The organism is Pseudoduganella sp. R-43 (assembly GCF_049913255.1).
Taxonomy (GTDB): domain Bacteria; phylum Pseudomonadota; class Gammaproteobacteria; order Burkholderiales; family Burkholderiaceae_D; genus Rugamonas.
Window position 1 is genome coordinate 3,543,110 of the sequence record NZ_CP183988.1, and the last position, 26,672, is coordinate 3,569,781.

Genomic DNA, 26,672 nt, shown 5'->3' on the forward strand with positions numbered 1-26,672 from the left:
GCTCTTGACTTTATTGTGAGAAATTGTGAAAAATCGCTACAAATTGTGCTTTGCAGGAGAATTTCATGAGTAAAGCAGAAATTGATAATTATTCGTATCTCTGGGATGGGTCTGCGCCAGAGTGGCATTTGAGACCGTTGCCGAAACAGATTGAAGCGGTGATATTTTTTGAAAATGGTGTCACTGGAAAAGATGTTTTGAAGTTGAAAAACATTTCGTCAGAGTACGCGAAAGTGCCAACAGCCGAACTGCTATTAAAATTGAAAGGTATGACGTCCGTCAGTTTGAATGTGATAAGTATGGATGTTGCCGTTAGTCTTGAGAAAAAATGCAAGGAGTCTGGAGTGGAACTACGCCTCATAGAAAAAGAGGCAAGGTATGTAATCGTTAATGGCGTGAAGAATTGTATTCTTGCAATTGAAGATAATGATATTTATCGTGAGGTAAAAGAGCGGATGCTGATGGCGGGTGTCCCAGTTATATCGACAGAATAAATGGGGCAAATAGCTCAGCACCAATGATCGCATCCAATCCCGCTACTGGTAACCCAGCTGCTATTGCACGCGGCATGGGAGACCTGAATGCGCGCCAACGTGCTGTACTGGATCAGCTTCCAGAGTTCGGCTCGAACACAATCGTCCATAAGTCCTTTGGTCAGAAGGCTTTGGCAGCGTTGACGGCTCAGACCGGAGATGAATTCGCGATGTTCTCCGTAAGCGTCCGTTCAATACCGTATTGAATGAAGCGCCTACTTCCCTGATGATGTGAACACACCGCTGGGAAGCGGCGTGTAGTTAATTGGAAGGTGCGAGCTGCGCCGCGCAGTTCCAAGGCAGGAACTCGTTAACGCGGTTGACGGGGTGGTCGGCGATGTGGGCCAGCACATAGCGCAGCCAAGCTTCGGGGTCGACACCGTTTAGCTTGGCCGTGCCGATCAGCGCATAGATGGCGGCTGCGCGTTCGCCGCCGCTGTCTGCACCGGCAAACAGGTAGTTGCGGCGACCCAGGGCAACGCCGCGCAGGGCGCGCTCTGCGGCCGAGTTGTCGATCTCGATCTGGCCATCATCGCAATAGCGGGTCAGCGCTGGCCACAGCTTGAGCGAGTACGTGATGGCAGCGGCCGTGTCGGACTTGTTCGACAAGGTGGTGAGCGTGGCGCGCAGCCAGCGTTCAAGATCGTCCAGCAAGGGGCGTGCGCGCAGCAATCGAGCGTCGCGCCGCAGATCCGGTGGCTGGCCCTGGATCTCGGCTTCAATGGCATAGAGCGCGCCGATACGCCGCAACGCCTCGGTGGTCACGGTCGATGGCCGTGCCACATGCAGGTCATGGAATTTGCGTCGCGCGTGCGCCCAGCACGCGGCTTCGCGTACCTGGCCGCTGTCGAAGATGGCATCGAAGCCGGCATACGCATCGGCCTGAAGGATGCCTTTAAATTGGGCCAGGTGGGTTTGCGGGTGGATGCCTTTGCGATCTGGGCTATAGGCAAACCAGACAGCCGGCGGCACCGCCGATGCGCTGGCACGATCATCGCGCACATAGGTCCACAGGCGTGCCGTGCGCGTTGTACCGTTTCCAGGTGCAAGCACCGGAATTGGGGTGTCATCAGCATGCAGCTTGGTGGCGGCAAATACGTGGCACCGAACCGCATCAACCAAGGGGCGCAGCAAGCTGCTAGCGGCGCCAACCCAATTGGCCAGCAGCGAACGATCCAACTCGATGCCTTCGCGCGCATAGATCACGCTCTGGCGATACAGCGGCAGGTGGTCAGCGTACTTTGCCACCAGCACGTGAGCCAGCAGGCCAGGGCCAGCAATCCCTCGTTGCACCGGCCGACTTGGCGCAGGTGCCTGCACGATGACGTCGCAGCAGCTGCAGGCCAGCTTCGGACGCACGTGGCGGACCACGCGGAAGCTGGCTGGCACATATTCCAACTGCTCCGATACATCCTCGCCAAGGTGGCGCAAGCCGCCGCCGCATGCCGGGCAGGCATCTACCTCCGGGGTATGCACGCATTCATCGCGTGGCAGATGATCTGGCAACGGCTTGCGCGCCGCCTTGCGGCGCGCTGGCGGGTTGGACTCTGGTTCGGCCTCTTCGGCGGCGCCCGTTTCAGCCTCCAGGTCTTCCAACTTCAACTCCAGCTGCTCGATCTGGCGTTCCAACTTTTCGGAACGGCGGCCAAACTGCATGCGCTGCAGTTTGGCGATCAACAGCTTCAGGTGTTCAATCTCTGCCGCGCGGGTGTCGAGCTGCGCCGTCAGGCGCTGCACTTGCTCGTCGCGCGCCAACAGCATTGCCTTCAGGGCGGCAATGTCGTCAGGGAGATCGGTGGCGGTCAGCATGCGTCTCAGTTTACGAGAATGCTGTCATGTTTACAAGGCCGACTGTGGGCGCCAAGTTCGCTCGGGCCGGCGCCAGTCAATGCCTTCCAGTAGCATCGACAACTGCGCCTGCGTCAGTGCCACACTGCCGCTGCTGGCCTGTGGCCAGATGAAGCGGCCATGCTCAAGCCGTTTGGCCAACAGGCACAAGCCGTCGCCGGTCCACCACAACAATTTGATCAAATCACCGCGCCGGCCACGGAACACAAACACGTGGCCGCTAAATGGATCTTCCGCCAGCGCGGTCTCTACCTTCGCAGCCAGGCCGTTGAATCCGCTGCGCATGTCGGTGGTGCCGGCCGCCAGCCAGACTTTGGTTCCCGCCGGTAGGCCGATCATCGCAGCACCCGATCCAGTATTTGCGCCAACGTAGAGGGATCTGCTTGACCGTCAATGCGCAATCTCACACGCCCAATCTCCAGCGTCATGGCACCGGTGTTGGGCTGTTCCGGCACTGGCGCTGTTGTTGGCGCCGCCAACATCACCGGCAGCAACGCAGCCTCCTGCGTTGACCCATCGGGCACCGGCAGTTCCGCCTCGAACAACTTGCGCCAACTGAACACCTGGTTTGCGTTCACGCCGTGTTCGCGCGCTATGCGAGCGACCGAGGCGCCAGGCTCCAAGGTCAACGCGACGAGCCTGCGCTTAAACTCCAGGGAGTGGCGCCGGTAATTACCTCTCGGCGCGCGCTGAATGACTGGTTGAAAATTCGTGTCCATAATCAAATTTGTGGGCACAACTGCTGTGCCAAAATTCAATCATGGCTGGGACCTGCTAGACGGTCCAGACGGTGGTGACTGTACGCTTACTGTTCTCCTTGGGGGCCGTAGTTTGATCTATCGTGGTGATGCGGAATCAGTTCCGATTACGCCGCAAATTGGAGCAGACCTGGCTGCACTGGGTTGGCGGTGGTCGTCACATGTTCACCCTGGTTTTGATGTAAGTGTTTTACGCTCATCGCCTGGCGATCGCGCTGTACTTGGTGCCATGGGCAGTCAGCGAAGTGCGATTTTCAACTCGACTGGACAACAGGGAGTATTTACACCAGCAGGTGATTGTTTGGATGGGTGGAAACCATGGTAATTGAAAGAAGGCGCAAGTTGAATCTTTCCGAGATGGAGGCGATAGCCAAGGAAGCCACCAAGGCGGCTTTGGTCGGATATGTACCTCCGACCCCGGAGGAAGAAAGGAATCTCACTCTAGGGTCGGGGATAACAGATACAGAGGGTGTTTTTGAACTATATATTGCAACGGATAGGCCTCAGGATGCAAAGGTGATAAGCTGCGCCAAAGTCGATCGATTAACTGGCGAAGTCGTAGTGGAAGTATTTTTGCCCCCAATGTAATTGGACAATAGCGGGGGCGCGAGAGGGGCTGCTGCCAAAAGCAAGCATGCTATTCGTGAGGGGGCGGCAAAGACAGTCCCGTATCCAGTTCGTGTCTTGCTCGTATCCTCTCGTAGTCTGTGAGCCAGTGGGCCAATGCCAGGTCTGTCTTTTGGACATCTGATCAAAAGGCGGGTCTGGCTGTTCTGAGCGGAAACTGCCCAGGTGCAGGTCACCATTGATGATGCGGGCAAACGCACTGTCAAATACCTTGGCAGCACGGCCGGACCGGTCGAGCAGAATGTGCGCGCAACCAGCATGCAGCGTCTGGACCGCTGGGGCAACGTGCTGGAAGTGTCCGATCCCCGCAATCCGGACTGGTTCATCCGTTATAGCTATAACGACAATAACCAGATGGTCAAGCAGGAGGCAGTGGACAGTGCCCTTGGCGAAGTGCGCTATCTGGGCGAAACCTATTTCGATGAAGCCGGCCGCGAAGTCGGCCAACGGGATGGCCGCCTTAACCTGCAGCGCAAGGTCTATGACGCCGATGGCCAGCTGGGTGAAGAACATCACGCCGACGGTGGCCTGATCGAGTACAAATACAGCATGTTTGGTGACCGCACCGACATGTTTACCTTTACCAGTGCAGACCGAAGCGTCCACACCCAATACGCCTATGATCACCTGGCCCATTTAAGCAAAGTCTCCAACTTTGCCGAAACCTGGCATACCTACGAAGACAGCAATGGCAGCTTGTGGGCTGGACAACTGAACGCAGAAGGCGAAGTGGCCGAGTCGTATGCATACGATGAGCTTGGCCGCCGCACGGTGACCACGGACGGCATGAACGGCAAGCGTGTGGTGCGTTACGACCACGCCGGCAATATCCTGGCCGAAGTCGACCAGGTAGGCGTGACCACCTCCTACGCCTATGACGCCTTTGGCCACAAGACCGCCATGGTGATGATGGACGACGGCGGCCCGCGCATTCAGTACTGGGAGTACGACCCGCTCACCGGGCGGCTTGCCTCGCATACCAACGGCGGTAACGTCAGGACGACCTACACGTACACCGGCCTCGGCCAGTTGGCGACACAGACTTCGCCCGAGCGCGGCACGCTGCCGGGCCAGAACCTGAAATACACCTATGATGGCGACCGCCTGATGCGGATCGACGACCTTACCAACAACAAGGTGACCAGTTACGCCTACGACCTGGCCGGCAACCACCTGCGCGAAAGGACGGAAGCAGGTGGCCGGGTGGTGCAGAACAATTCCATCGAATACGACCAGCTGGGCCGTATGGTCCACGTCGGTGATGGCCGTTTCGACCTGCAGATCACTTATGATGCGGCTGGCAACAGGGAGACAGTCCGCACGACGTACACGAACGACAGCGGGCAGGAAAACGAGCGCTGGGTAATGAACAAGTTCGATGCGATGAATCGCCAGACCCTGGTCGATGGCATAGTCACGTTCGAACTCCTTCCAGGGAACACGCGCCAGATTGCCCAATTTGGCCAGGGCAGCCACGAAATCACTTACGACTGGGCCGGCAATCGTACCAGCGACAAGTACCACGCCTCGAACGCGGTGGTCACCGAACGATTCGAATATGACGGCGCGGGCCGCCTGCAGCAGACCTTCCGCGATGAAAACCTGATCGACCTGCGTTATTACGATGGCGCAGGCCGCGTGGTGCGCTCCGGCGTCGACGCAGACGCGACCTGGGGCTGGCTGATGGACGAATGGAAGCTGGCCAAGGAATACCGGATTACCGAATACGACGCCGCAGGCCGCATGACGCGCCAGAAGATGCGCGACCTGGGCAACAACGCCCTGGACGACATCTTCTTCAAGATGGTTACCGGCTACGTGATCGACGGGACGCATATCGGTTACAGCAAGGCGGGCAACCTGCGCGGCTACATTGTCGTGCCGCCTAACGGCGGACCGGTCACGCAGTTCACCACGGACTACCTTTGGTTTGATACGGCGAAAGAATCGCTCGCATCGGCGCGCAACGCAGATGGGATCTCATACACCACGACCCAATACGACAGCAATGGCTTCGCCGTCAAAGTCATTGAAAAGCCGGACGACGCGGTAGAGAAGTCCCGCACCTTCATCAACGATGTCAACGGCCAGATGTTGATCAGGAATGACGGCGGGCTCGATACGTACTCCTTGATCGTCAACGGCCAACTGCTGGGCCGCAGCAAGGTGAACGATTACGACGCCAGCTTCGTCAACACCTACCAGCCAGCGACCGCCAGTGGCCTGTCGGCGCCGCCAAGCGCCTACGTGGTGCGCGGCAGCGGCGAGACGCCATCGAGCATCGCGCAAGCGCTTTGGGGTGACAGCAAGCTGTGGTACCTGATCGCCGACGCCAACGGCATGGCAGGTGACGAGCAGCTCGCTGTCGGCAAGACGCTGCGTATTCCAGCGCGCGTGAATACGGTCCGCAACGACTACCAGACCTTCAAGCCGTACGACGCGGCCGATGCGGTTGGTAATACCACGCCTGCAATGCCGATCCCAGCTGCCCCGGCGGGCAGCAAGGGATGCGGTGTGGTTGGGCAAATTGTCGCCGTTGTTGTGATCGTTGTCGCGACCATATACGGCCAGGAGTGGGCAGCGAAACTTGCAGCCGAGGCGGCGTGGACGGGGGCCGCTGCCACTGCGGCAAGTATGGCGGGGGCGGCGGCCGGCGCGATGGTCGGCAGTGCCATCACTCAAGGCGCCTCGGTCGCCATGGGGTACCAGTCCAAGTTCAGTTGGAAACAGGTCGCGGTTTCCGGTATCGGTGCTGCGATCACTGCTGGGATGAGCGGAGTGGGCGAGGGTATTGCCGGCGCAGCGATGAGAGGTGCGTTGAGCAATGCAATGACACAAGGCGTCAGCATCGTGCTGGGCCTTCAGAACGGATTCAAGTGGCGCGGGGTCGTAGCAGCCGCAGTCGGTAGCGCAGTGGGCAAGGCCATGGGGGATGGGCTGAACCTTAATGATAAAGTTGCCGTCGCCCAGATGGATTGGGGCGAGCGATTGTTCAAAGCCTCTCTTGTCGGATTTGCAGCGGGGACCGCAACCGCTGCTATGCGTGGAGGGAAGATAAGCGTAGCTCAGGTGGCGACAGATGCATTCGGCAATGCGCTGGGTAGTAGCATGGTGCAGTCGATGCAGGAGTCGGCCAATCAAAGGGCGAAGCTGGCTTGGATGGACAAGCGCGTTGACGAGGTGATGGCGGATGTTCAAGCCAATGGCGAGAGGTTTGTTAGTTTGGGTCCTGTCGGAAGCTCGAAGTCGGCTTCCACTTCCATCACAATTTCTGGCACCCCTTGGACCGATTCAGGAAGAACCCTGACTGATGGGACATTGATTTCCAAGAGCACGAATCCAGATGACAATCGGTTGCTGGTCTTAACGTCTCCGAACCAAATTCCTTCGATCGAGGGTTGGCATTCCCCCGATTGGACGGACACTTCACTTAGGCGCATTTAAGTGTGTGGGCTTCGAATTGTACCGGGCTGACGTAGCCCAGTGTTGAGTGTCTGCGTTTCTGGTTGTAGAACCTTTCAATATAATCGAATACGTCGGCGCGCAAGGCGTCGCGAGTCCGGTAGTGCTTCCTGTTTAGCCGTTCTGTTTTCAGTGTCGAGAAAAAGCTCTCCATCGCGGCGTTGTCCCAGCAATTTCCCCGCCGGCTCATGCTGCATATGATGCCGTGGGCTTCAAGCAGGTTCTGAAAGTCTTCGCTCGTGTACTGGGAGCCCTGGTCGCTGTGATGCAGCACTTCCTTCGGGCGGCCACGGCGGAATACCGCCATTAAGAGCGCATCCATGACTAACTGCGACGTCATTGTTGGCTGCATCGACCAGCCGACAACGCGACGCGAATACAGGTCGAGGACAACCGCAACAAAGAGCCAGCCCTCCCCAGTCCACACGTAGGTAAAGTCAGCTGCCCATTTCTGGTCCGGTGCGCTAGCTTCAAACTGGCGATCCAGCAGGTTCGGTGCGATCGCGTGAACTTCTCCAACAACTTGACCAGGATGCCGGCGGCGTCGATGGCGTGCTTTCATGCCGGCCTTCTGCATTAGCCTGGCCACGCGATTCTCGCTACACGTCTCGCCTTGGTCCCAAAGGTCTCGCACAACACGCGGCGATCCATAGGTGCTATCGCTTGCCTCATGGCTGACACGGATTGCATGCTGAAGCCTCTGATTCTCCATTTCACGTTTGCTCGGCGCCCGCTCCAGCCAATCGTAGAAGCCACTAGCTGAAACGCCAAGTAGGCGGCACATGGTCCGGGTTGGCCACACCGCCCGATGGCGGGCAATAAAGGCATACTTCACTTGGGCTCGGCAGCGAAGTACCCGAGCGCTTTTTTTAATATGTCTCGCTCCGTCTTCACCTTGGCCAGTTCACGGCGCATGCGCTCGTATTCGTCCAGCGATACCTTCTCAGTGCCTGCAGGTCTCGACTTACTGATGCCTGCAGCGTCACGGCACCAACGGCCAAGCAGGTTTGGCCCAATCCCTAGGTCTCGAGCTATACCGGCCCTGCTGGCTCCAGGCTGGCCGACCAACTTGACCGCTTCTCGCTTAAACTCTTCTGTGAAATTCCTGCGTTCCCGCTTCATACAAAACCTCCGTAGGTGACATCATACCTTTCCGAAGTGTCCGTCTAAACGGGGGAATGCCAGGTTACTCTGTTCAGACCGTTGAGCGGCTAACGTCGGACGTCGCGAGCTTCACCTATCGACCAGAGATCGGCGACCCGGAAGTTGCGGCACTGCGAAGTGCAGAGATGGCGCGCATCGTTGGTGAACTCAATGGACTTTCATCATCGAATCCAGGAAACGTAGCCAGAGGTGTGGATTCGGAGCGGGCTGCAATTGCTCCTGTTGTAACCGCGACAGGAGATGCGGCTGAAGCACCTAATCAAACCAGTTCGATCCCTTGGTATATCCCGCAAAATATGTTTAGCGGCGCAATGCAGTCGTGGGATTCATTCCAGCGCGCACGTTACACCAGCGCGATCAAGCAGGCATCGCAGCAAGCAATTCAGTCCATTAACAACGCATGGATCTTCAACGATGTACGTCATGCTACCGATGCGGCGTGGACGGCTTCAGAAACCCGAAACGCCGTCAGGCAGGCCACGCAGCAAAGGCTAACCTGGAGTGGATATCAAATTTCTAAGGCTTTAGATAAAACTAAAGAAGTTGCAGAGTATTTTGCAAACTATCGTAAGAAGGAAGCTGATCCAATTGAATTGGCGAGGCTAGTCGCGACTAAGGCTGGATCAAGCAACGCGTGGGCTACTGGATTCGCTTGGGCTGGCAGAGTCGTGGGGCCCGCAGGAATGGTAATTGGCGGATTGAAAGGGTATAACGCAGTTCAAAATGCACCAGAAGGGCAGAAAGGGTACGTAGCGGCACAAGAGGTATCCGGACAGGTTCTTGGCGCAGCGCTCGGAATGGCTGGGGCAGGACTGGCTGTTATGGCGCTTGGCAGTAATCCGCTCGGTTGGGCTGTAATTGGTGCATCCATCGTTGGTGGCGTCGCAGGTGGCTTGGCTGGCGATTATGCTGGACGTTGGGGGGCGCGACAGATGTATAACTTACCATGGCAGAGGTAATAATGAGTATGAGGTTCGAAGAAAGCACGCCAAATGGAAAGATCATTCAAGCTTGGATCGACGATTCATCGAGTCCTGGCTGGACGGGCGACTGGAAAAGACTACGCATTCGTCACAGTTCCGATAGTGGTAAGACGTGGCGTGATTTGCCAATGAGGTTATCTCTTGCTTCCAGGATTCTGACACTTTGGCGCGCAAGTTCGCCCCATTGGCCCCCCACTTGGGTGACAGCAATTGGAGTTGCTAGCGACGTGGTTTGGTTTGAATATAAGGATGAATGGCCTGAAGGGCGAACGACGTTCAGGCCAGCTCTTTGGCGCGCCGAGTTCGTACAAACACGCGAACATTGGCGAATCCGGAAACTTGGCCCACTTGATTCCGCTCACGATGGGCCACCCTCTGTAACTGATCCATCGGCCCGACCGAATCAAAAGTTGGATTGAAGCTGCGAATCGGGGCACGTCTGTCATTTAGTCTTTTCTAGGCAGATGACCCCAATGCATTCGGCAATGCGCTGGGGAGCAGCTTGGCGGCGCAGATGCGTGGCGAAGGTGAAAACCAGTCGAAGATCACCATTGGCGGCCGCAATGAGCATGGCATGGGGTGGCGCACCACTGGTGGTGGCTTCAACCTTGGCGGTATTCGGACGAGTGCCGGCCCAGTCAATGACACCATTGATCCAGATGTTGTCGTAGATCCTTCGGGAAGCCTTGGGAATACGCTCCCTGCCACTGTAAGACCGGCAGGCCCATCGAATGACGGCACGCCACTTGTGGCATATCCAGGTGGCATCGGCCGACAGGATCAAGGTGCCGATCGACAGACAACCACGACCTATGCAGACGGGACGATGGTTCCTGTGGTCACCAGAACGACCAACCGTATGTGGGCACTGGGGCAAATGCAGCTGGAGGAAAGCCGTCAAGCATCAGTCCATGAGCCAAGCGAGATTGCTCGCCAAGCATTTGATATGGCATTCGCACCGCAAGGCACAAAGTATGAGGGCGCTGCAGTCTGGGACATGCTGGGCCTTGTTGAGGCAAAGCAGAGGGACAAGAGTGTTGATCCGGCGACTAAGGCGCAACTTACCACCGCTTGGAGGAGCGTCTACCAACGGGGGCATACTGAGGGAGTTCTTGGTATGCCGAGCGCAGCACGGAATTTCCCTGCACAGTTCAAAGAGGATGCTCTTGGAGCGTTTGGTGGATCGAATGTGCGTGGACCACGCATAGCGACGAGTAATGTGCTGCCAACGACAAAGGCAGGTCACGCGGCATATCGGATTGGTGGTGGTTGGCCAGGAACTGGTGGTTCGGGGCCAGTCAAAGGAACCATCGGGATCACGAACGAAACATCAACTGCCGCGCTGAAGAATTACTACCCAGCTGGTGGTGGCGTTGAGTTCGTTTATGATCCTGCCACCAGTACATTTGTTGCTGGACGACCAGCCAGAGGTCAGTTCGATGGATCGCCGCACCAACAGCTTGCCCAGTCGATTAATGCATCGGATGAAAAAGTTGTTGTCGGAGGTACTTTTACACGTGGGCCGAACGGTGAATTCCTGACGACTGAGAATAGTGGGCATTATGGGCAGAATTGGACCGATCCTGTGCGAGCGCAGTTCCAAACCTGGCTCAGCTCGCGCGTAGGGAAACCTGTGAACCATCAGAATTGGGGGAAATGATGAATATTGAACTATTAGATCCGGCTGTTGCGGATGACCAGTACTGTTGGCTAGTTAAGCTAGGCGAGCTTCTGCTTGGGGTGGATACGCGTGGCGCGTGGTGTATGCGGCGATCGGATCGGGAAGTCTTTTATTTTGACTTTCCAAGTAGCTTCGTGCCGCTGGAACCGATCTTGGAGCTTGAGCACGGGACGCTGTTCTCATTCCTTCGGAAAGCGGCGGCAGCCCATCCTACGTTGGCCGATGCAATCTTAGATTTCCCAACGCTTCCACTTATCAGGCATACCCTGGGAACTGCTTTTTCGGAGTATTGGCCCACTAAAGCGTTGGCATGGCTTACTGTGGATGCAGGTATTCTTCCTCACTTGAAGGATGAGCTTGAGCGATTTTCGAACAATAAGGTGATGAGCCAAGCTGCCCGCCAACAAGCTAAGCGGCTCATGAGGGCAGCATAGGTCATGTGGCTGGTTTTATTTTGAGGCTACGTTAGTCCACTTCGTTCTGCATACTCTCTAATTCTGAGAGAAAAGCAGCCCCAAACCCCGCTCGTGCGGGGTTTTTCTTAGCTGCTAAGGGAAGATGCTCAGGCACCAGCCTGGGCCAGCACCGTTTCCAGCATCTCATTGACGAAGCGCTGCTTGCTCTTGGGGAGCTCGCTGATGCGTTCTATATTGCGTTCCAGTTGGGAGGCCGGTCCGCGCTTGCCTGAGCGCTGCTGGTGGGCCAGGCCCACCAGTTCATCAATCGAGGTGGCGAACAAGGTGGCCAGCTGCGGTAACACCGACGCCGGCATGCGGATGCGCGCCACTTCGTAGTGGGCCAGGGTCTGCTGGGCCACGCCCAACTTGTCCGCCAGCTCCTGCTGTGTCCAGCCGCGTTCCTTCCGGAGCTGCGCCATGCGCTGCCCCAGCGCCACGAAAAATTCCTTGTCGTCTGCTGCCATGTTCTCGAACCAGTGATGGTGTGCCGAGTGCATAGCTTATCTCCCGTTTTTCGAACAAGAGTTGACTGTACTCGTAATGAGAGTAATAATCAACTCAGTTATTTTCCCTTTTACCCTCTTGACAGGTTTTTCGCGTAGGCGGCTTCCATGGCACGTTTTTCAGATAGTGAGATCGATCAACTCAAGAGCGAGGTATCGGTCGAGCGCCTGGTGGAGGCGGCCGGCATCGTCTTGAAGAAAAGCGGCAAGGATCGGCTGGGCCGCTGCCCCTTCCACGCCGACGGCGAACCGTCGTTGGTGGTGACCCCGGCCAAGAACCTGTGGCATTGCTTCGGCTGCCAGATTGGCGGCGGGCCGATCGACTGGGTGATGAAGTTCAAGGGCGTATCGTTCCGGCATGCGGTGGAGTTGCTGAAGGCCGATCTTCCTTTAGCCGCTGGCGAGTCGCCGATCAAGCGCGCCACGGTGCGCAGCCTGCCGGCGCCGGTGGACCTGGATGCGGATGACCAGACGTTGCTGAACCAGGCCGTCGATTATTACCACGAGACCTTGCTGGCTTCGCCCGAGGCGCTGGCTTACCTGCAGGCGCGCGGGCTGGACCACCCGGAGCTGGTGGGCCGCTTCAAGCTCGGTTTCGCCAACCGCACACTGGGCTTGCGCCTTCCGAACAAGCAGCGCGTGGCCGGCGCCGATATCCGAACTCGCCTTCAGAAGGTGGGCATTTACCGTGAGAGCGGGCATGAGCATTTCAGCGGTTCGCTGATCGTGCCGGTGTTCGATGAATTGGGCAACGTGACCGAGGTGTACGGCCGCAAGGTGCGCGACGACCTGCGCAAGGGCACGCCGCTGCACCTGTACCTGCCAGGCCCGCATCGGGGCGTCTGGAACGAGAGCGGCTTGGCCAACGCTGGTGGCGAGGTGATTCTGTGCGAAGCCCTGATCGACGCCATGACGTTCTGGTGCGCCGGGTTTACCAACGTGACGGCGGCCTACGGCGTCGAGGGCTTTACGGACGACCACCTGGCCGCCTTTAAGCGTTACGGCGTAACGCGCGTGCTGATCGCTTACGACCGCGACGAGGCGGGCGACCGGGCTGCCGAGAAACTGGGCGAGCGCTTGATCGGCGAAGGCATCGAGGCGCTGCGCGTGCATTTTCCGAAGGGGATGGATGCCAACAGCACGGCGCGCAAGATGACGCCGCCCCAGCACAGTCTGGGCCTGATGCTGCGCCAGGCCGAGTGGATTGGGCGCTCGCGCGTGGAGCCCGAGCCGGCGCCGGCGGCCGACCCGGTTCTTCCTTTAGCCGCCGACCTGCCGGAGGTCGAGCCGCCGCCGGCCGGCGACGAGCTGCTGCTGGACCAGGGCGACCGCCAGTGGCGCATCCGCGGCTGGAAGAAAAACCTGTCGCCAGAGCAGATGCGGGTCAACCTGCAGGTGCGGCGCGTGATGGAGGGTGGCGAAGATGGCGGTTACCACGTCGACACGCTGGACCTGTACGCGGCGCGCGGCCGCGCCGCCTATATCCGCCAGGCCGCCATTGAACTGGGCTTGCCGGACGAGGCGATCAAGCGCGATATCGGCCATGTGCTGATGAAGCTGGAGAGCCTGCAAGACGACCTGATCACGCTGAACGCCGGCCCGAAGACGACCTTGCCGGCCATGTCGGCTGAGGATGAGCGCGCGGCGCTCGACCTGCTGCAGGGGCCGGACCTGATGCGGCGCATCGCGTCGGACATGGAACGCTGCGGTGTGGTGGGCGAAGCCAACAACCTGCTGGCGGGCTACCTGGCGGCCGTGTCGCGCAAGCTCGATACCCCGCTGGCGATCCTTATCCAGTCGTCCAGCGCGGCCGGCAAATCGAGCCTGATGGATGCGGTGCTGGCCATGGTGCCGCCCGAGGAAAAGGTGCAGTACAGCGCGATGACGGGGCAATCCCTGTTCTACCTGGGCGAGACGGATATGCAGCACAAGATCCTGGCCATCGCGGAAGAGGAAGGCGTGCGCCAGGCGGCCTATGCCTTGAAGCTGCTGCAGTCGGATGGCGAATTGACCATGGCCAGCACCGGCAAGGACGAGGCGAGCGGCAACCTGGTGACCAAGCAGTACAAGGTGAAGGGGCCGGTGATGCTGATGATGACCACCACGGCCATCGACATCGACGAGGAGCTGATGAACCGCTGCCTGGTGCTGTCGGTGAACGAGTCGCGCGAGCAGACCAGGCTGATCCATGAACGCCAGCGCATGAAGCAGACGCTGGAAGGCTTGCTGGCGTCCAGCGACAAGGAAGCCTTGATCGCCTTGCACCAGAACGCGCAGCGCCTGTTGAAACCGGTGCTGGTGGTGAACCCGTATGCCGATCAGTTGACCTTCCTCGATGACAAAACGCGTACCCGGCGCGACCACATGAAGTACCTGACCCTGATCCGGGCCATTGCCCTGATCCACCAGCATCAGCGGCCGATCAAGACGGTGGAGCATCGCGGCCGCAGCCTGGCTTACATCGAGGCGACCAAGGCCGACATCGCCCTGGCCAACCAGATCGCGCACGAGGTGCTGGGCCGCACGCTGGATGAACTGCCGCCGCAGACGCGGCGCCTGCTGAGCCAGTTGCAAGCCTGGGTGGTCGATAACGCCAAGGCGCAGGCGCTGCCTGTGCGCGAGGTGCGCTTTACCCGCAAGCAGGCGCGCGATGCGCTGCACTGGGGCGATACCCAGCTCAAATTGCACCTGGCCCGCCTGGCCGACCTGGAATACCTGGCGGTGCACCGGCGCGGCACTAGCTTTGACTACGAGCTGGTGTACGACGGCCAGGGCGACGGCAAGCACCTGTGCGGGCTGCTGGATGTGACTGTTTTGGGTAAAAAACATGGCTACGACGGGGATCGGTCGGGGTATCCGGTGGATCGGTCGGGGTCTGGTCGGCCCCCGGTCGGCCCTTGGTCGGGGGCTGGTCGGGGTCAGCTCCAGGGAGCGGAAAGCCTGCAACCACGGGCGCTCTTGCTCGATGAGGGGGCTGCTGGCGAGGCATTCGTGCAAAGCGCAATAATCTATGCCAACGGCGCCGGTCCTGTCGTAGCCGGAGAATGACGTGAGCGCCATCGGCACGGTCTATCGGAAGCGCGGCAGCAAAGGCTTCGCGAAGCCAGTGGGCGACCCGCGCGACGCGCGGGGCCTGTATGCCGCCATGCGCCGCTTTATCGAATACCGCGGCAGCATCGGCAGCACGGAATCGGGGCTGTACAGCTCGGAGCGCTACATCCGCGACTTCATCGCCTGGGCCGATGTGCGCGCCGTCACCCATCCCGAGCATGTCAGCCAGGCCGTGCTGGAGCGTTACCAGCGTTATCTGCACCACTACCGCAAGAAGGACGGCGCCCCGCTGTCGGTGGCGAGCCGGCGCAGCAAGATCATTCCCCTGAAAGGCTTTTTCAAGTGGCTGACCCGCACCGGGCAGATACCGGCCAACCCGGCTTCGGAGATCGAGCTGCCGCGTGCCATCCGGCGCCTGCCGCGCCATGTGCTGTCCGTCGCCGAGGTGGAGCGTGTGCTGGTCCTGGCCGACACCACCACACCTATTGGCCTGCGCGACCGCGCCATGATGGAAGTGCTGTACGCCACCGGCATGCGGCGCATGGAGATATCCCGCCTGGAGGTGGGCGACATCGACGTGGACAAGTGCGTGGTGCTGATCCGCGAGGGCAAGGGACGCAAGGACCGCTTGCTGCCATTGGGTGAACGGGCTTTGCACTGGGTGCAGGAATACCTGGACCGCAGCCGGCCGCAATTGGCCTGGAACACGAAAGATGCCACGCTATTTCTCGGTCAGGAAGGGCTTGGGCTGTCGCCGACCTGGCTGTCGTCGCACGTGGCCTCGTACGTGAAACGGGCTGAACTAGGCAAGCATGGCGGCTGCCACCTGTTCCGGCACACCATGGCCACGCTGATGCTGGAGAACGGCGCCGATATCCGTTTTATCCAGGCCATGCTGGGCCACGCCGAGCTGTCGACCACGCAGATTTACGCCCAGGTGGCGATCCGGCAGTTGCAGAAGGTGCACGCCACCACCCACCCTGGCGCGCTGAGAAGGCACAGGAGCGCGCCAGCGACGCCGGACGCGATTACCTCTCAACCCGAGGCTGAAGACGCGACAGCGGACTTCCTGGCCGCGCTGGACGCCGAGGGTGAGGACGAGGACAAGGATTTGTGACGCGCCACTGGCGCGTTACGCAGTAACAGACTTCGAAAGGACGCATCATGGCCGCCACCGCAGCCGAACGACAAGCCGCCTACCGAGCCCGCCGCCACAACGCCGGCCCCGCCGGTAACGGTGAACGACGCCTCAACACCTGGCTGACCACCGAGGCTTCGCTGGCCCTGGCCAGATTGGCAGCCCGTTACGGCGTAACGCAACGTGAGATCCTGGAACGCTTCATTACCGCCGAGGATGACCGCATTCTGGCCACAATGAAGCCCGATTCGCCTGAGTGGGACGCTTACTTCCGGCGCCGGTGAGTGCGCTACAATGACTTTATCGCTTCCCAAGGATGTTGCAATGCTGACAAAAGAAATGAAACTCCAGGCTTTTATGAAGCTGCGCACCGAGAATTACCGCGCGAGCCTGCGCCTGGAGGGGCTGACCCCACGCCCGGCGGCTACCACCAAGCCAGCGCCGACCACGGCCGCGCTCAAGACCAAACATGGTCGATAAGTACGGCACCGGTGGCGACACGCAGTATTGCTACCCCGGCTCCGACGTACTGATCAACAAGCTTGGCCTCACCGACGAGGCCGCCCTGGAAGCGGCTGAAGTCGAGCTGACCCAGGCGCGCATCGAGCAGTTCAAACCCGACTTCGACGATATTTCCCTGTCCGCCTTGCGCGGCATTCACCGCTTCCTGTTCCAGGACGTTTATGAGTGGGCAGGAGAGCTGAGATCGGTCGACATCAGCAAAGGCAGCACCCGTTTCGCCAACGTGAGCCGGGTCGAGCCGGAGGCGGACAAGCTCTTTCGACAGCTGGCGCAAGAGAACTACCTCGTTGACCTGCCGCGCGAGCATTTCGTGGCCCGGCTGGCGCACTACTACTGCGAACTCAATGTCGTCCATCCCTTCCGGGACGGCAATGGACGCGCCCAGCGCGTGCTGTTTGAAGTGATCAGCATCAATGCCGGCTACCAGCTGCGCTGGGCGCCGATTGGTCGCACGGAGTGGCTGGAGGCGAACATTGCTGCCTACAACTGCCAACTTGGGCCGCTGACGGCGCTCCTGGACCGGGTACTGACGCCGATCTGATCGGCGCGTTACCCAGTAACGGGACACGCCAACAGGACGCCACGGTCGCAGCTCCTTACCCGCCTGGCACGCAAGCCGCGCGGCGTGCAGTGGCGACATGCAGGGCACGGCAGCTTGCGCGCCAGGCTGGCGTTGGCGGACACGCTGACACCTCGACTCCGGACGCGCGCGAAACAACGACGACATCAGTCGCTGCGCGATACCGCCAGCCTTCGGGAGGAAAAAGCCACGCTTGGTTCGTTCGTGGGCTACACGGCGCGCGCCTACGGCGCTTGCCGCCGCGCTCCGCCGTCAGTCAGGTCAACACCAGCAAAGGCACAGCCGCTCCGGGGGGAATTGGGCGCTACGCGCCCAATTCCACATAACGCCGCATTCTGTCAAATCGCCCCGTTCACTACGCTGCGCTTCGTTCCTTGGGTCGATCGCTCCGGCTGCGCCTCCGCGCCCTGCGGGTTGACAGAATAGGCGTTATGTCTCGCGCCCCTGCGCGGCTGCCAAGCCAGTTAGTGCGCCTTGTGGGCGCATCAAGCGGTCAGCGCTACGGCGTGCACGCCTGCGGCGCTTACGGCCGCGCGCTGCCGTCAGTCAGTCAAGGGCTACGCAAAACCAACCCCAACCCCGGCACCGGGGTGGCAAGCCGCCCCGGTGCGCATACCGCTCACCATTGGTCCCACAATAGGATTGGGTAGCGGAAAACCCACCAGAGGAACTCGTCATCGGAAAGACCGAAACTGCAACCACGTCCTGCAAAAGCTTCTAGCATTTGGGCGCAACAACTTCACCGGAGCACGAAAACTATGCAATTTGTTATTGATCAAGACTGGCTGACACTTTTCAACACCGGACTGCGGCTGCTCGAACAGCTGCAGCGATACTGGGGTAAAAACCGCACATCGGCGCAAATTTCGAAAAAAATGCCGGCTCCGATCCGGCGCTGCTCCAAGAAACGCCGTACCTAAAGGCGCCACGCCCGATGCGACTACGACTTCGCATCGGGCCAAATGCATTCGGCAATGCGCTGGGTGAAAGTCTGGCTACTACCAACAAACCGCAGGCACGAGACCCATGGGCGGAGCTTGATAAATTGGGTGGCGAACTCGATTCGTTCCTTAGCGGTTCTGAGCGTACTGCCTATTTAAGTGACCCCGACAGAAAGCAGGCTCAGGATCGACTCCACTTGAGTTTTGGCGGGAAAGGAAAGGAAGAAGATGCAATTGCCGAAGAAATCCTGATTAAAGACGCAAAACGGAAGCTTGCTGAACTCGATAGGCTCGAAGCGAAATTTAACGACACAAAGCGACAATACATTTCGGCCGCAGCCCAGGCGAGCCGTCCTGAACCGGCACCGATCACGATAGAGGTATCCGATGTGGTGGCGGACGCCGTTACGGGAGTTGGCCATGGACTACAAAATCTCGCTTTAGGAGCAGCGGAGCCGATGTTGCAGGTTGCAGATGTAATGCAGGCCTCGCTGAAGATGCTGCACGGTTCGGTGACTGGTGACTATGAATCGCTTACTCCGTTGAGCGCTATGGGAACTCAGCTTGGTGAGACCGGAGTCGGGACAAGCGATGGCTTGCTTATGACTGGTAAGAATGTCGTGAGTATGTTGCCACCGGTTGCGGCTGCCCAGGTTGGCTGGGGAGTCGGATCTTCGCTTTACAAAGGAGATGTGGCTGGAGTCACCGAAAATATGGTTGGCGGCGCGGCGGTCTTCGGTGGGGCACGCGCTATGGGCCTAAACGAGTATGGTTTCAGAGAGGTTCCGGTAAGTTCTACCGGAAAACTCGGCCGCCAACAAGGAGCAATTGGCCTTCAACCGTATGGTCCTTCTTCTGCAGGAGCAAATGCGACTGCCGCAGCACAAAACCGGCCAGTTAATTCCACTCGAAATGGTGTGACTCGAACCAATGCGGCTGATTGGCGGGATCTCCGAGATCATTGGGATGATCTGGGGTACGGCGACATCCTTAGTGCAGCTAACCGTGGCAAAATTGCGAAAGGCCAGACACCTAAAGTGGATGATGCTTGGGTGAGTGTCTTCCCTGAGGATGCTGGCCTTATGGGGGAGCGTATCTCGATGCACCATATTGGCGGTAATCCGATCACTGTGCCGTTGGCAGCGACGCGCCACCTTAATGCACACATGCCTGGTGGTTTCCGCTACAACCCGGGCGGTCCTGGGTCTGCAATTCCATTCTATCCACCTAAGCCAGGAAACTAATGTATGGTTAATGAACTTGTATCAAAAGAACACCCGAGGCAAAGGCTTATATTCTTTGTCGCAGAAGATGTTGACGACGAAAAGCGAGCAGCCGTGAAGAAAATGATCACTGATCTTGCGCCGCAGAGGAAGTGGGTAATTGGCCCGCCAAGCTTCATTGATGTCGTAGACGACGCTACAAGCCGCGAAGGGGATGAGCAAGATGAGACCTTAGGCGGAATACACGAAATATATTCTGCGTATTCACCAAACGATTTGCCTCGTGAAGTTGACCTGCTTCATTTGGCGGAAGTGGAGCAGATAGTGCGGGCCGTCCAGCGCTTATCGCTTGAGCAAGGCATAGAGTTTGAATTTGAGCTCGATGGCCGCTTTGTAGGAGCGATTGAGAATGGTGATATGGACTCCACCCTGCAGCAGGGCTTGCTAGGGGAATGGCATAATCATCTGGCCTAGAGTCTCGCCGATTTTCTGCGCTTAGTAGACTTATCTTTAGATTAAGAAATAGCAGCCCCAACCCCGCTTTGTGCGGGGTTTTCTTTAGCTGCTAAGGGGAGATGCTCAGGCGCCAGCCTGGGCCAGCACCGTTTCCAGCATCTCATTGACGAAGCGCTGCTTGCTCTTGGGGAGTTCGCTGATGCGTTCGATATTGCGTTCCAGCTGGGACGCCGGTCCGCGCTTGCCTGCTCGCTGCTGGTGGGCCAGGCCGACCAGTTCATCAATCGAGGTGGCGAACAAGGTGGCCAGCTGCGGCAGCACTGATGCCGGCATGCGGATGCGCGCCACTTCGTAGTGGGCCAGCGTCTGCTGGGCCACGCCCAACTTCTCCGCCAGCTCCTGCTGCGTCCAGCCGCGTTCCTTCCGGAGCTGCGCCATGCGCTGCCCCAGCGCCACGAAAAATTCCTTGTCGTCTGCTGCCATGTTCTCGAACCAGTGATGGTGTGCCGAGTGCATAGCTTATCTCCCGTTTTTCGAACAAGAGTTGACTGTACTCGTATTGAGAGTAATAATCAACTCAGTTATTTTCCCTTTTACCCCCTTGACAGGTTTTTGGCGTAGGCGGCTTCCATGGCACGTTTTTCAGATAGTGAGATCGATCAACTCAAGAGCGAGGTGTCGGTCGAGTGCCTGGTGGAGGCGGCTGGCATCGCCCTGCGCAAAAGCGGCAAGGACCGGCTGGGCCGCTGCCCCTTCCATGCCGACGGCGAGCCGTCGCTGGTGGTGACTCCGGCCAAGAACCTGTGGCATTGCTTTGGCTGCCAGATTGGCGGCGGGCCGATCGACTGGGTGATGAAGTTCAAAGGCGTGTCGTTCCGGCATGCGGTGGAGTTGCTGAAGGCCGATCTTCCTTTAGCCGCTGGCGAGTCGCCGATCAAGCGCGCCACGGTGCGCAGCCTGCCGGCGCCGGTGGACCTGGATGCGGATGACCAGACGTTGCTGAACCAGGCCGTCGATTATTACCACGAGACCTTGCTGGCTTCGCCCGAGGCGCTGGCTTACCTGCAGGCGCGCGGGCTGGACCACCCGGAGCTGGTGGGCCGCTTCAAGCTCGGTTTCGCCAACCGCACACTGGGCTTGCGCCTTCCGAACAAGCAGCGCGTGGCCGGCGCCGATATCCGAACTCGCCTTCAGAAGGTGGGCATTTACCGTGAGAGCGGGCATGAGCATTTCAGCGGTTCGCTGATCGTGCCGGTGTTCGATGAATTGGGCAACGTGACCGAGGTGTACGGCCGCAAGGTGCGCGACGACCTGCGCAAGGGCACGCCGCTGCACCTGTACCTGCCAGGCCCGCATCGGGGCGTCTGGAACGAGAGCGGCTTGGCCAACGCTGGTGGCGAGGTGATTCTGTGCGAAGCCCTGATCGACGCCATGACGTTCTGGTGCGCCGGGTTTACCAACGTGACGGCAGCCTACGGTGTCGAGGGCTTTACGGACGACCACCTGGCCGCCTTCCAGCGTTACGGCGTAACGCGCGTGCTGATCGCCTACGACCGCGACGAGGCTGGCGACCGGGCGGCCGAGAAGCTGGGCGAGCGCCTGATCGGCGAAGGCATCGAGGCGCTGCGCGTGCACTTCCCGAAGGGGATGGATGCTAACAGCACGGCGCGCAAGATGACGCCGCCGCAGCACAGCCTGGGCCTGATGCTGCGCCAGGCCGAGTGGATTGGGCGCTCGCGTGTGGAGCCGGAGTTGGCGCCAGCCGCCCCGGTTCTTCCTTTAGCCGCCGACCTGCCGGAGGTCGAGCCGCCGCCGGCCGGCGACGAGCTGCTGCTGGACCAGGGCGACCGCCAGTGGCGCATCCGCGGCTGGAAGAAGAACCTGTCGCCGGAGCAGATGCGCGTCAACCTGCAGGTGCGGCGCCTGATGGAGGGCGGCGAGGATGGCGGTTACCACGTCGATACGCTGGACCTGTACGCGGCGCGTGGCCGCGCCGCCTATATCCGCCAGGCCGCCATCGAGCTGGGCCTGCCGGACGAGACGATCAAGCGCGACATCGGCCATGTGCTGATGAAGCTGGAGAGCCTGCAGGATGACCTGATCACGCTGAACGCCGGCCCGAAGACGACCTTGCCGGCCATGTCGGCTGAGGACGAGCGCGCGGCGCTCGACCTGCTGCAGGGGCCGGACCTGATGCGCCGTATCGCGTCGGATATGGAGCGCTGCGGTGTGGTGGGCGAAGCCAACAACCTGCTGGCGGGCTACCTGGCGGCCGTGTCGCGCAAGCTCGATACCCCGCTGGCGATCCTTATCCAGTCGTCCAGCGCGGCCGGAAAATCAAGCCTGATGGATGCGGTGCTGGCAATGGTGCCGCCCGAGGAAAAGGTGCAGTACAGCGCGATGACGGGGCAATCCCTGTTCTACCTGGGCGAGACCGACATGCAGCACAAGATCCTGGCCATCGCGGAAGAAGAAGGTGTGCGCCAGGCGGCCTACGCCTTGAAGCTGCTGCAATCAGACGGCGAGCTGACCATGGCCAGCACCGGCAAGGACGAGGCCAGCGGCAACCTGGTGACCAAGCAGTACAAGGTGAAGGGGCCAGTGATGCTGATGATGACTACCACGGCCATCGACATCGACGAAGAGCTGATGAACCGCTGCCTGGTGCTGTCGGTGAACGAGTCGCGCGAGCAGACCCGCTTGATCCACGAACGCCAGCGCATGAAGCAGACGCTGGAGGGGCTGCTGGCTTCCAGCGACAAGGAAGCCCTGATCGCCTTGCACCAGAATGCGCAGCGCCTGTTAAAACCGGTGCTGGTGGTGAACCCGTATGCCGATCAGTTGACCTTCCTGGACGATAAGACGCGCACGCGGCGCGACCACATGAAGTACCTGACCCTGATCCGGGCCATTGCCCTGATCCACCAGCATCAGCGGCCAATCAGGACGGTGGAGCATCGCGGCCGCAACCTGGCCTACATCGAGGCCACCAAGGCCGACATCGCCCTGGCCAACCAGATCGCGCACGAGGTGCTGGGCCGCACGCTGGACGAGCTGCCGCCGCAGACGCGGCGCCTCCTGAGCCAACTGCAAGCCTGGGTGGTCGACAACGCCAAAGCGCAGGCACTGCCGGTGCGCGAGGTGCGCTTTACCCGCAAGCAGGCGCGCGATGCGCTGCACTGGGGCGATACCCAGCTCAAATTGCACTTGGCCCGCCTGGCCGACCTGGAATACCTGGCCGTGCACCGGCGCGGCACCAGCTTTGATTACGAGCTGGTGTACGACGGCCAGGGTGACGGCAAGCACCTGTGCGGCCTGCTGGATGTGACCGTTTTGGGTAAAACACATGGCTATGACGGCGAGCGGTCGGGGTATCAGGCGGATCGGTCGGGGTCTGGTCGGCCCTCGGTCGGGCCTCGGTCGGGGGCTGGTCGGGGTCAGCTCAAAGGAGCGGAAAGCCTGCAACCACGGGCGCCCTTGCTCGATGAGGGGGCTGCCGACGCGGCATTCGCGCAAAACGCAATAATCTATGCCAATGGCGCCGGTCCTGTCGTAGCCGGAGAATGACATGGGCGCCATCGGCACGGTCTATCGGAAACGCGGCAGCAAAGGCTTTGGCAAGCCGGTGGGTGACCCGCGCGATGCGCGTGGGCTGTACGCCGCCATGCGCCGCTTCATCGAGTACCGCGCCACTACCGGCAGCACGGAGTCCGGCCTGTACAGCTCGGAGCGCTACATCCGCGACTTCATCGCCTGGGCCGATGTGCGCGCCGTCACCCATCCGGAGCACGTCAGCCAGGCCGTGTTGGAGCGTTACCAGCGTTACCTGCACCACTACCGCAAGAAGGATGGCGCCCCTTTGTCGGTGGCCAGCCGGCGCAGCAAGATCGTTCCCCTGAAAGGCTTTTTCAAGTGGCTGACCCGCACCGGGCAGATACCGGCCAACCCGGCCTCGGAGATTGAGCTGCCGTGCGCCATTCGCCGCTTGCCGCGCCATGTACTCACCGTCGCCGAGGTGGAGCGCGTGCTGGCCCTGGCCGATACCAGCAGCCCCATTGGCCTGCGCGACAGGGCCATGATGGAAGTGCTGTACGCCACCGGCATGCGGCGCATGGAGATTTCCAGGCTGGAGGTGGGCGACATCGACGTGGACAAGTGCGTGGTGTTGATCCGCGAAGGCAAGGGCCGCAAGGACCGCTTGCTGCCGTTGGGCGAACGGGCTTTGCACTGGGTGCAGGAGTACCTGGACCGCAGCCGGCCGCAATTGGCCTGGAACACGAAAGACGCCACGCTGTTCCTCGGGCAGGAAGGGCTTGGGCTGTCGCCGACCTGGCTGTCGTCGCATGTGGCCTCGTATGTGAAACGGGCTGAATTGGGCAAGCATGGCGGCTGCCACCTGTTCCGGCACACCATGGCGACGCTGATGCTGGAGAACGGCGCCGACATCCGCTTTATCCAGGCCATGCTGGGCCACGCCGAGCTGTCGACCACGCAGATTTACGCCCAGGTGGCGATCCGGCAGCTGCAGAAGGTGCACGCCACCACCCACCCTGGCGCGCTGCGAAGGCACCGGAGCACGCCAACGGCGCCGGACGCCATTACCCCTCAACCCGACGCTGAAGACGCGACAGCGGACTTCCTCGCTGCGCTGGACGCCGAGGGTGAGGACGAGGACAAGGATTTGTGACGCGCTATCGGCGCGTTACGCAGTAACAGACTTTGGAGGGACGCATCATGGCCAGCACCGCAGCCGAAAGACAAGCCGCTTACCGCGCCCGCCGGCACAACGCCGGCCCACAGGGCAATGGCGAACGACGCCTCAACACCTGGCTGACCACCGAGGCTTCGCTAGCCTTGGCCAGGCTGGCCCGCCGTTACGGCGTAACGCAACGTGAGATCCTGGAGCGCTTCATCACCGCCGAGGATGACCGCATTCTGGCCACAATGAAGCCCGATTCGCCTGAGTGGGACGCTTACTTCCGGCGCCGGTGAGTGCGCTACAATGACTTTATCGCTTCCCAAGGATGTTGCAATGCTGACAAAAGAAATGAAACTCCAGGCTTTTATGAAGCTGCGCACCGAGAATTACCGCGCCAGCCTGCGCCTGGAAGGGCTGACCCCGCGCCCGGCCACCACCACCAAGCCAGCGCCGACCACGGCCGCGCTCAAGACCAAACATGGTCGATAAGTACGGCACCGGTGGCGATACGCAGTATTGCTACGCCGGCTCCGACGTACTGATCAACAAGCTTGGCCTCACCGACGAAGCTGCCCTGGAAGCGGCTGAAGTCGAGCTGACCCAGGCCCGCATCGAGCAGTTCAAACCCGACTTCGACGATATCTCCCTGTCCGCCTTGCGCGGCATTCATCGATTCCTGTTCCAGGACGTTTATGAGTGGGCCGGAGAGCTGAGATCGGTCGACATCAGCAAAGGCAGCACCCGTTTCGCCAACGTGAGCCGGGTCGAGCCGGAGGCGGACAAGCTCTTTCGACAGCTGGCGCAAGAGAACTACCTCGTTGACCTGCCGCGCGAGCATTTCGTGGCCCGGCTGGCGCACTACTACTGCGAACTCAATGTCGTCCATCCCTTCCGGGACGGCAATGGACGCGCCCAGCGCGTGCTGTTTGAAGTGATCAGCATCAATGCCGGCTACCAGCTGCGCTGGGCGCCGATTGGTCGCACGGAGTGGCTGGAGGCGAACATTGCTGCCTACAACTGCCAGCTTGGGCCGCTGACGGCGCTCCTGGACCAGGTACTAACGCCGATCTGATCGGCGCGTTACGCAGTAACGGGACACGCCAACAGGACGCCACGGTCGCAGCTCCTTACCCGCCTGTCACGCAAGCCGCTCGGCGTGCAGTGGCGACATGCAGGGCACGGCAGCTTGCGCGCCAGGCTGGCGTTGGCGGACACGCTGACACCTCGACTCCGGACGCGCGCGAAACAACGACGACATCAGTCGCTGCGCGATACCGCCAGCCTTCGGGAGGAAAAAGCCACGCTTGGTTCGTTCGTGGGCTACACGGCGCGCGCCTACGGCGCTTGCCGCCGCGCTCCGCCGTCAGTCAGGTCAACACCAGCAAAGGCACAGCCGCTCCGGGGGGAATTGGGCGCTACGCGCCCAATTCCACATAACGCCGCATTCTGTCAAATCGCCCCGTTCACTACGCTGCGCTTCGTTCCTTGGGTCGATCGCTCCGGCTGCGCCTCCGCGCCCTGCGGGTTGACAGAATAGGCGTTATGTCTCGCGCCCCTGCGCGGCTGCCAAGCCAGTTAGTGCGCCTTGTGGGCGCATCAAGCGGTCAGCGCTACGGCGTGCACGCCTGCGGCGCTTACGGCCGCGCGCTGCCGTCAGTCAGTCAAGGGCTACGCAAAACCAACCCCAACCCCGGCACCGGGGTGGCAAGCCGCCCCGGTGCGCATACCGCTCACCATTGGTCCCACAATAGGATTGGGTAGCGGAAAACCCACCAGAGGAACTCGTCATCGGAAAGACCGAAACTGCAACCACGTCCTGCAAAAGCTTCTAGCATTTGGGCGCAACAACTTCACCGGAGCACGAAAACTATGCAATTTGTTATTGATCAAGACTGGCTGACACTTTTCAACACCGGACTGCGGCTGCTCGAACAGCTGCAGCGATACTGGGGTAAAAACCGCACATCGGCGCAAATTTCGAAAAAAATGCCGGCTCCGATCCGGCGCTGCTCCAAGAAACGCCGTACCTAAAGGCGCCACGCCCG

At 60.1% G+C, this 26,672-nt stretch carries 24 protein-coding genes and 1 pseudogene; 19 read left to right on the forward strand and 6 right to left on the reverse strand.

The genetic code is table 11. The features are described from left to right. Window positions 1-65 precede the first annotated feature (65 nt). Complete coding sequence (locus ACN9M3_RS16195) at window positions 66-494, forward strand: hypothetical protein (protein ID WP_426317944.1); 429 nt, start codon at window positions 66-68, stop codon at window positions 492-494. A 300-nt stretch (window positions 495-794) separates the two neighbouring features. On the opposite strand, the gene tnpC is transcribed toward ACN9M3_RS16195, so the two are convergent. From tnpC to tnpA, 3 genes and pseudogenes are all read right to left on the reverse strand, one after another. Continuing rightward, entirely contained in the window at window positions 795-2,342 is a 1,548-nt protein-coding gene (tnpC, locus tag ACN9M3_RS16200) for an IS66 family transposase (protein ID WP_426317945.1), read from the reverse strand. Between the two features lie 30 nt (window positions 2,343-2,372). After that, window positions 2,373-2,720, reverse strand: a complete 348-nt coding sequence (tnpB, locus tag ACN9M3_RS16205) for an IS66 family insertion sequence element accessory protein TnpB (RefSeq protein WP_426317946.1) — start codon at window positions 2,718-2,720, stop codon at window positions 2,373-2,375. Beyond that, a pseudogene (gene tnpA, locus ACN9M3_RS16210) lies at window positions 2,717-3,016 on the reverse strand (IS66-like element accessory protein TnpA); the annotation flags it as partial. The pseudogene tnpA and the gene tnpB, both read right to left, overlap by 4 nt. A 915-nt stretch (window positions 3,017-3,931) precedes the next feature. Between tnpA and ACN9M3_RS16215 the strand changes: the two are divergent. Next, complete coding sequence (locus ACN9M3_RS16215) at window positions 3,932-7,210, forward strand: hypothetical protein (protein WP_426317947.1); 3,279 nt, start codon at window positions 3,932-3,934, stop codon at window positions 7,208-7,210. Here the strand turns inward: ACN9M3_RS16215 and ACN9M3_RS16220 are convergent. After that, window positions 7,197-8,350, reverse strand: a protein-coding gene (locus ACN9M3_RS16220; protein WP_426317948.1) for an IS3 family transposase whose coding sequence is annotated in 2 segments (ribosomal slippage) — window positions 7,197-8,089 and window positions 8,089-8,350 — 1,155 coding nt in all. Because the reading frame shifts where the segments join, the coding sequence is not laid out codon by codon here. The genes ACN9M3_RS16215 and ACN9M3_RS16220 overlap by 14 nt on opposite strands. A 167-nt stretch (window positions 8,351-8,517) precedes the next feature. Here ACN9M3_RS16220 and ACN9M3_RS16225 point away from each other — a divergent pair. The 3 genes from ACN9M3_RS16225 to ACN9M3_RS16235 all read left to right on the forward strand — a co-directional run bounded on the left by ACN9M3_RS16225 (window position 8,518) and on the right by ACN9M3_RS16235 (window position 11,490). Continuing rightward, entirely contained in the window at window positions 8,518-9,351 is an 834-nt protein-coding gene (locus ACN9M3_RS16225; RefSeq protein ID WP_426317949.1) for a hypothetical protein, read from the forward strand. A 526-nt stretch (window positions 9,352-9,877) separates the two neighbouring features. Beyond that, window positions 9,878-11,035 carry a polymorphic toxin type 43 domain-containing protein gene (locus tag ACN9M3_RS16230; RefSeq protein ID WP_426317950.1) on the forward strand — a complete coding sequence of 386 codons (1,158 nt, stop codon included), beginning with the start codon at window positions 9,878-9,880 and terminating at the stop codon, window positions 11,033-11,035. Further along, a complete protein-coding gene (locus ACN9M3_RS16235) occupies window positions 11,032-11,490 on the forward strand; it encodes a hypothetical protein (RefSeq protein WP_426317951.1) in 459 nt (152 codons plus the stop codon). Before ACN9M3_RS16230 ends, ACN9M3_RS16235 begins: the two co-directional genes overlap by 4 nt. A 128-nt stretch (window positions 11,491-11,618) precedes the next feature. Here ACN9M3_RS16235 and ACN9M3_RS16240 read toward each other — a convergent pair whose 3' ends face one another. Then, on the reverse strand, window positions 11,619-12,011 hold the full coding sequence (locus ACN9M3_RS16240) for a helix-turn-helix domain-containing protein (protein ID WP_426161470.1): 393 nt from the start codon (window positions 12,009-12,011) through the stop codon (window positions 11,619-11,621). A gap of 114 nt (window positions 12,012-12,125) precedes the next feature. Between ACN9M3_RS16240 and ACN9M3_RS16245 the strand changes: the two genes are divergently transcribed. The 8 genes from ACN9M3_RS16245 to ACN9M3_RS16280 all read left to right on the forward strand — a co-directional run bounded on the left by ACN9M3_RS16245 (window position 12,126) and on the right by ACN9M3_RS16280 (window position 19,946). Continuing rightward, window positions 12,126-15,065, forward strand: coding sequence for a CHC2 zinc finger domain-containing protein (locus ACN9M3_RS16245; RefSeq protein ID WP_426317952.1), 2,940 nt, complete (start codon window positions 12,126-12,128; stop codon window positions 15,063-15,065). 1 nt (window position 15,066) lies between these two features. Further along, window positions 15,067-16,185 carry a site-specific tyrosine recombinase XerC gene (gene xerC / locus ACN9M3_RS16250; protein WP_426161472.1) on the forward strand — a complete coding sequence of 373 codons (1,119 nt, stop codon included), beginning with the start codon at window positions 15,067-15,069 and terminating at the stop codon, window positions 16,183-16,185. Window positions 16,186-16,232: 47 nt separating this feature from the next. Further along, the gene (locus ACN9M3_RS16255; RefSeq protein WP_426161473.1) at window positions 16,233-16,490 is read left to right on the forward strand and encodes a hypothetical protein; all 258 of its coding nucleotides are present in this window, start codon (window positions 16,233-16,235) and stop codon (window positions 16,488-16,490) included. A 40-nt stretch (window positions 16,491-16,530) separates the two neighbouring features. Then, window positions 16,531-16,686, forward strand: coding sequence for a YhfG family protein (locus ACN9M3_RS16260; RefSeq protein ID WP_426161474.1), 156 nt, complete (start codon window positions 16,531-16,533; stop codon window positions 16,684-16,686). Then, the gene (locus tag ACN9M3_RS16265) at window positions 16,676-17,269 is read left to right on the forward strand and encodes a putative adenosine monophosphate-protein transferase Fic (RefSeq protein WP_426317953.1); all 594 of its coding nucleotides are present in this window, start codon (window positions 16,676-16,678) and stop codon (window positions 17,267-17,269) included. The genes ACN9M3_RS16260 and ACN9M3_RS16265 overlap by 11 nt, the downstream gene beginning before the upstream one ends. 797 nt (window positions 17,270-18,066) lie before the next feature. Further along, window positions 18,067-18,228 (forward strand): hypothetical protein, encoded by a 162-nt coding sequence (locus ACN9M3_RS16270; RefSeq protein WP_426161476.1) that lies wholly within the window; start codon window positions 18,067-18,069, stop codon window positions 18,226-18,228. Between the two features lie 14 nt (window positions 18,229-18,242). After that, window positions 18,243-19,493 (forward strand): hypothetical protein, encoded by a 1,251-nt coding sequence (locus tag ACN9M3_RS16275; RefSeq protein ID WP_426317954.1) that lies wholly within the window; start codon window positions 18,243-18,245, stop codon window positions 19,491-19,493. Between the two features lie 3 nt (window positions 19,494-19,496). Further along, the gene (locus ACN9M3_RS16280; protein ID WP_426317955.1) at window positions 19,497-19,946 is read left to right on the forward strand and encodes a hypothetical protein; all 450 of its coding nucleotides are present in this window, start codon (window positions 19,497-19,499) and stop codon (window positions 19,944-19,946) included. A gap of 105 nt (window positions 19,947-20,051) precedes the next feature. Here ACN9M3_RS16280 and ACN9M3_RS16285 read toward each other — a convergent pair whose 3' ends face one another. Beyond that, window positions 20,052-20,444, reverse strand: a complete 393-nt coding sequence (locus tag ACN9M3_RS16285) for a helix-turn-helix domain-containing protein (protein ID WP_426317956.1) — start codon at window positions 20,442-20,444, stop codon at window positions 20,052-20,054. A 114-nt stretch (window positions 20,445-20,558) separates the two neighbouring features. On the opposite strand from ACN9M3_RS16285, the gene ACN9M3_RS16290 reads away from it, so the two are divergent. The 6 genes from ACN9M3_RS16290 to ACN9M3_RS16315 all read left to right on the forward strand — a co-directional run bounded on the left by ACN9M3_RS16290 (window position 20,559) and on the right by ACN9M3_RS16315 (window position 26,658). Further along, entirely contained in the window at window positions 20,559-23,495 is a 2,937-nt protein-coding gene (locus ACN9M3_RS16290; RefSeq protein ID WP_426317957.1) for a CHC2 zinc finger domain-containing protein, read from the forward strand. A 1-nt stretch (window position 23,496) separates the two neighbouring features. Continuing rightward, window positions 23,497-24,615, forward strand: a complete 1,119-nt coding sequence (xerC, locus tag ACN9M3_RS16295) for a site-specific tyrosine recombinase XerC (RefSeq protein WP_426317958.1) — start codon at window positions 23,497-23,499, stop codon at window positions 24,613-24,615. 47 nt (window positions 24,616-24,662) lie between these two features. Further along, window positions 24,663-24,920, forward strand: coding sequence for a hypothetical protein (locus ACN9M3_RS16300; RefSeq protein WP_426317959.1), 258 nt, complete (start codon window positions 24,663-24,665; stop codon window positions 24,918-24,920). A 40-nt stretch (window positions 24,921-24,960) separates the two neighbouring features. Then, on the forward strand, window positions 24,961-25,116 hold the full coding sequence (locus tag ACN9M3_RS16305; RefSeq protein WP_426317960.1) for a YhfG family protein: 156 nt from the start codon (window positions 24,961-24,963) through the stop codon (window positions 25,114-25,116). Further along, window positions 25,106-25,699, forward strand: a complete 594-nt coding sequence (locus ACN9M3_RS16310) for a putative adenosine monophosphate-protein transferase Fic (RefSeq protein WP_426317961.1) — start codon at window positions 25,106-25,108, stop codon at window positions 25,697-25,699. Before ACN9M3_RS16305 ends, ACN9M3_RS16310 begins: the two co-directional genes overlap by 11 nt. Window positions 25,700-26,496: 797 nt before the next feature. Further along, the gene (locus ACN9M3_RS16315) at window positions 26,497-26,658 is read left to right on the forward strand and encodes a hypothetical protein (protein WP_426161476.1); all 162 of its coding nucleotides are present in this window, start codon (window positions 26,497-26,499) and stop codon (window positions 26,656-26,658) included. Window positions 26,659-26,672 lie beyond the last annotated feature (14 nt).

Excerpts from the sequence above, each read along its gene's own strand:
- tnpB (WP_426317946.1), bottom strand. The coding sequence starts at position 2,720 with ATGATCGGCCTACCGGCGGGAACCAAAGTCTGGCTGGCGGCCGGCACC.
- ACN9M3_RS16310 (WP_426317961.1), top strand. The coding sequence starts at position 25,106 with ATGGTCGATAAGTACGGCACCGGTGGCGATACGCAGTATTGCTACGCC.
- ACN9M3_RS16300 (WP_426317959.1), top strand. The coding sequence starts at position 24,663 with ATGGCCAGCACCGCAGCCGAAAGACAAGCCGCTTACCGCGCCCGCCGG.
- ACN9M3_RS16270 (WP_426161476.1), top strand. The coding sequence starts at position 18,067 with ATGCAATTTGTTATTGATCAAGACTGGCTGACACTTTTCAACACCGGA.
- ACN9M3_RS16260 (WP_426161474.1), top strand. The coding sequence starts at position 16,531 with ATGCTGACAAAAGAAATGAAACTCCAGGCTTTTATGAAGCTGCGCACC.
- ACN9M3_RS16255 (WP_426161473.1), top strand. The coding sequence starts at position 16,233 with ATGGCCGCCACCGCAGCCGAACGACAAGCCGCCTACCGAGCCCGCCGC.
- ACN9M3_RS16290 (WP_426317957.1), top strand. The coding sequence starts at position 20,559 with ATGGCACGTTTTTCAGATAGTGAGATCGATCAACTCAAGAGCGAGGTG.
- ACN9M3_RS16305 (WP_426317960.1), top strand. The coding sequence starts at position 24,961 with ATGCTGACAAAAGAAATGAAACTCCAGGCTTTTATGAAGCTGCGCACC.
- ACN9M3_RS16235 (WP_426317951.1), top strand. The coding sequence starts at position 11,032 with ATGATGAATATTGAACTATTAGATCCGGCTGTTGCGGATGACCAGTAC.
- ACN9M3_RS16225 (WP_426317949.1), top strand. The coding sequence starts at position 8,518 with ATGGCGCGCATCGTTGGTGAACTCAATGGACTTTCATCATCGAATCCA.
- ACN9M3_RS16275 (WP_426317954.1), top strand. The coding sequence starts at position 18,243 with ATGCGACTACGACTTCGCATCGGGCCAAATGCATTCGGCAATGCGCTG.
- xerC (WP_426317958.1), top strand. The coding sequence starts at position 23,497 with ATGGGCGCCATCGGCACGGTCTATCGGAAACGCGGCAGCAAAGGCTTT.
- ACN9M3_RS16280 (WP_426317955.1), top strand. The coding sequence starts at position 19,497 with ATGGTTAATGAACTTGTATCAAAAGAACACCCGAGGCAAAGGCTTATA.
- ACN9M3_RS16245 (WP_426317952.1), top strand. The coding sequence starts at position 12,126 with ATGGCACGTTTTTCAGATAGTGAGATCGATCAACTCAAGAGCGAGGTA.
- ACN9M3_RS16285 (WP_426317956.1), bottom strand. The coding sequence starts at position 20,444 with ATGCACTCGGCACACCATCACTGGTTCGAGAACATGGCAGCAGACGAC.
- ACN9M3_RS16315 (WP_426161476.1), top strand. The coding sequence starts at position 26,497 with ATGCAATTTGTTATTGATCAAGACTGGCTGACACTTTTCAACACCGGA.
- ACN9M3_RS16195 (WP_426317944.1), top strand. The coding sequence starts at position 66 with ATGAGTAAAGCAGAAATTGATAATTATTCGTATCTCTGGGATGGGTCT.
- tnpC (WP_426317945.1), bottom strand. The coding sequence starts at position 2,342 with ATGCTGACCGCCACCGATCTCCCTGACGACATTGCCGCCCTGAAGGCA.
- ACN9M3_RS16265 (WP_426317953.1), top strand. The coding sequence starts at position 16,676 with ATGGTCGATAAGTACGGCACCGGTGGCGACACGCAGTATTGCTACCCC.
- ACN9M3_RS16240 (WP_426161470.1), bottom strand. The coding sequence starts at position 12,011 with ATGCACTCGGCACACCATCACTGGTTCGAGAACATGGCAGCAGACGAC.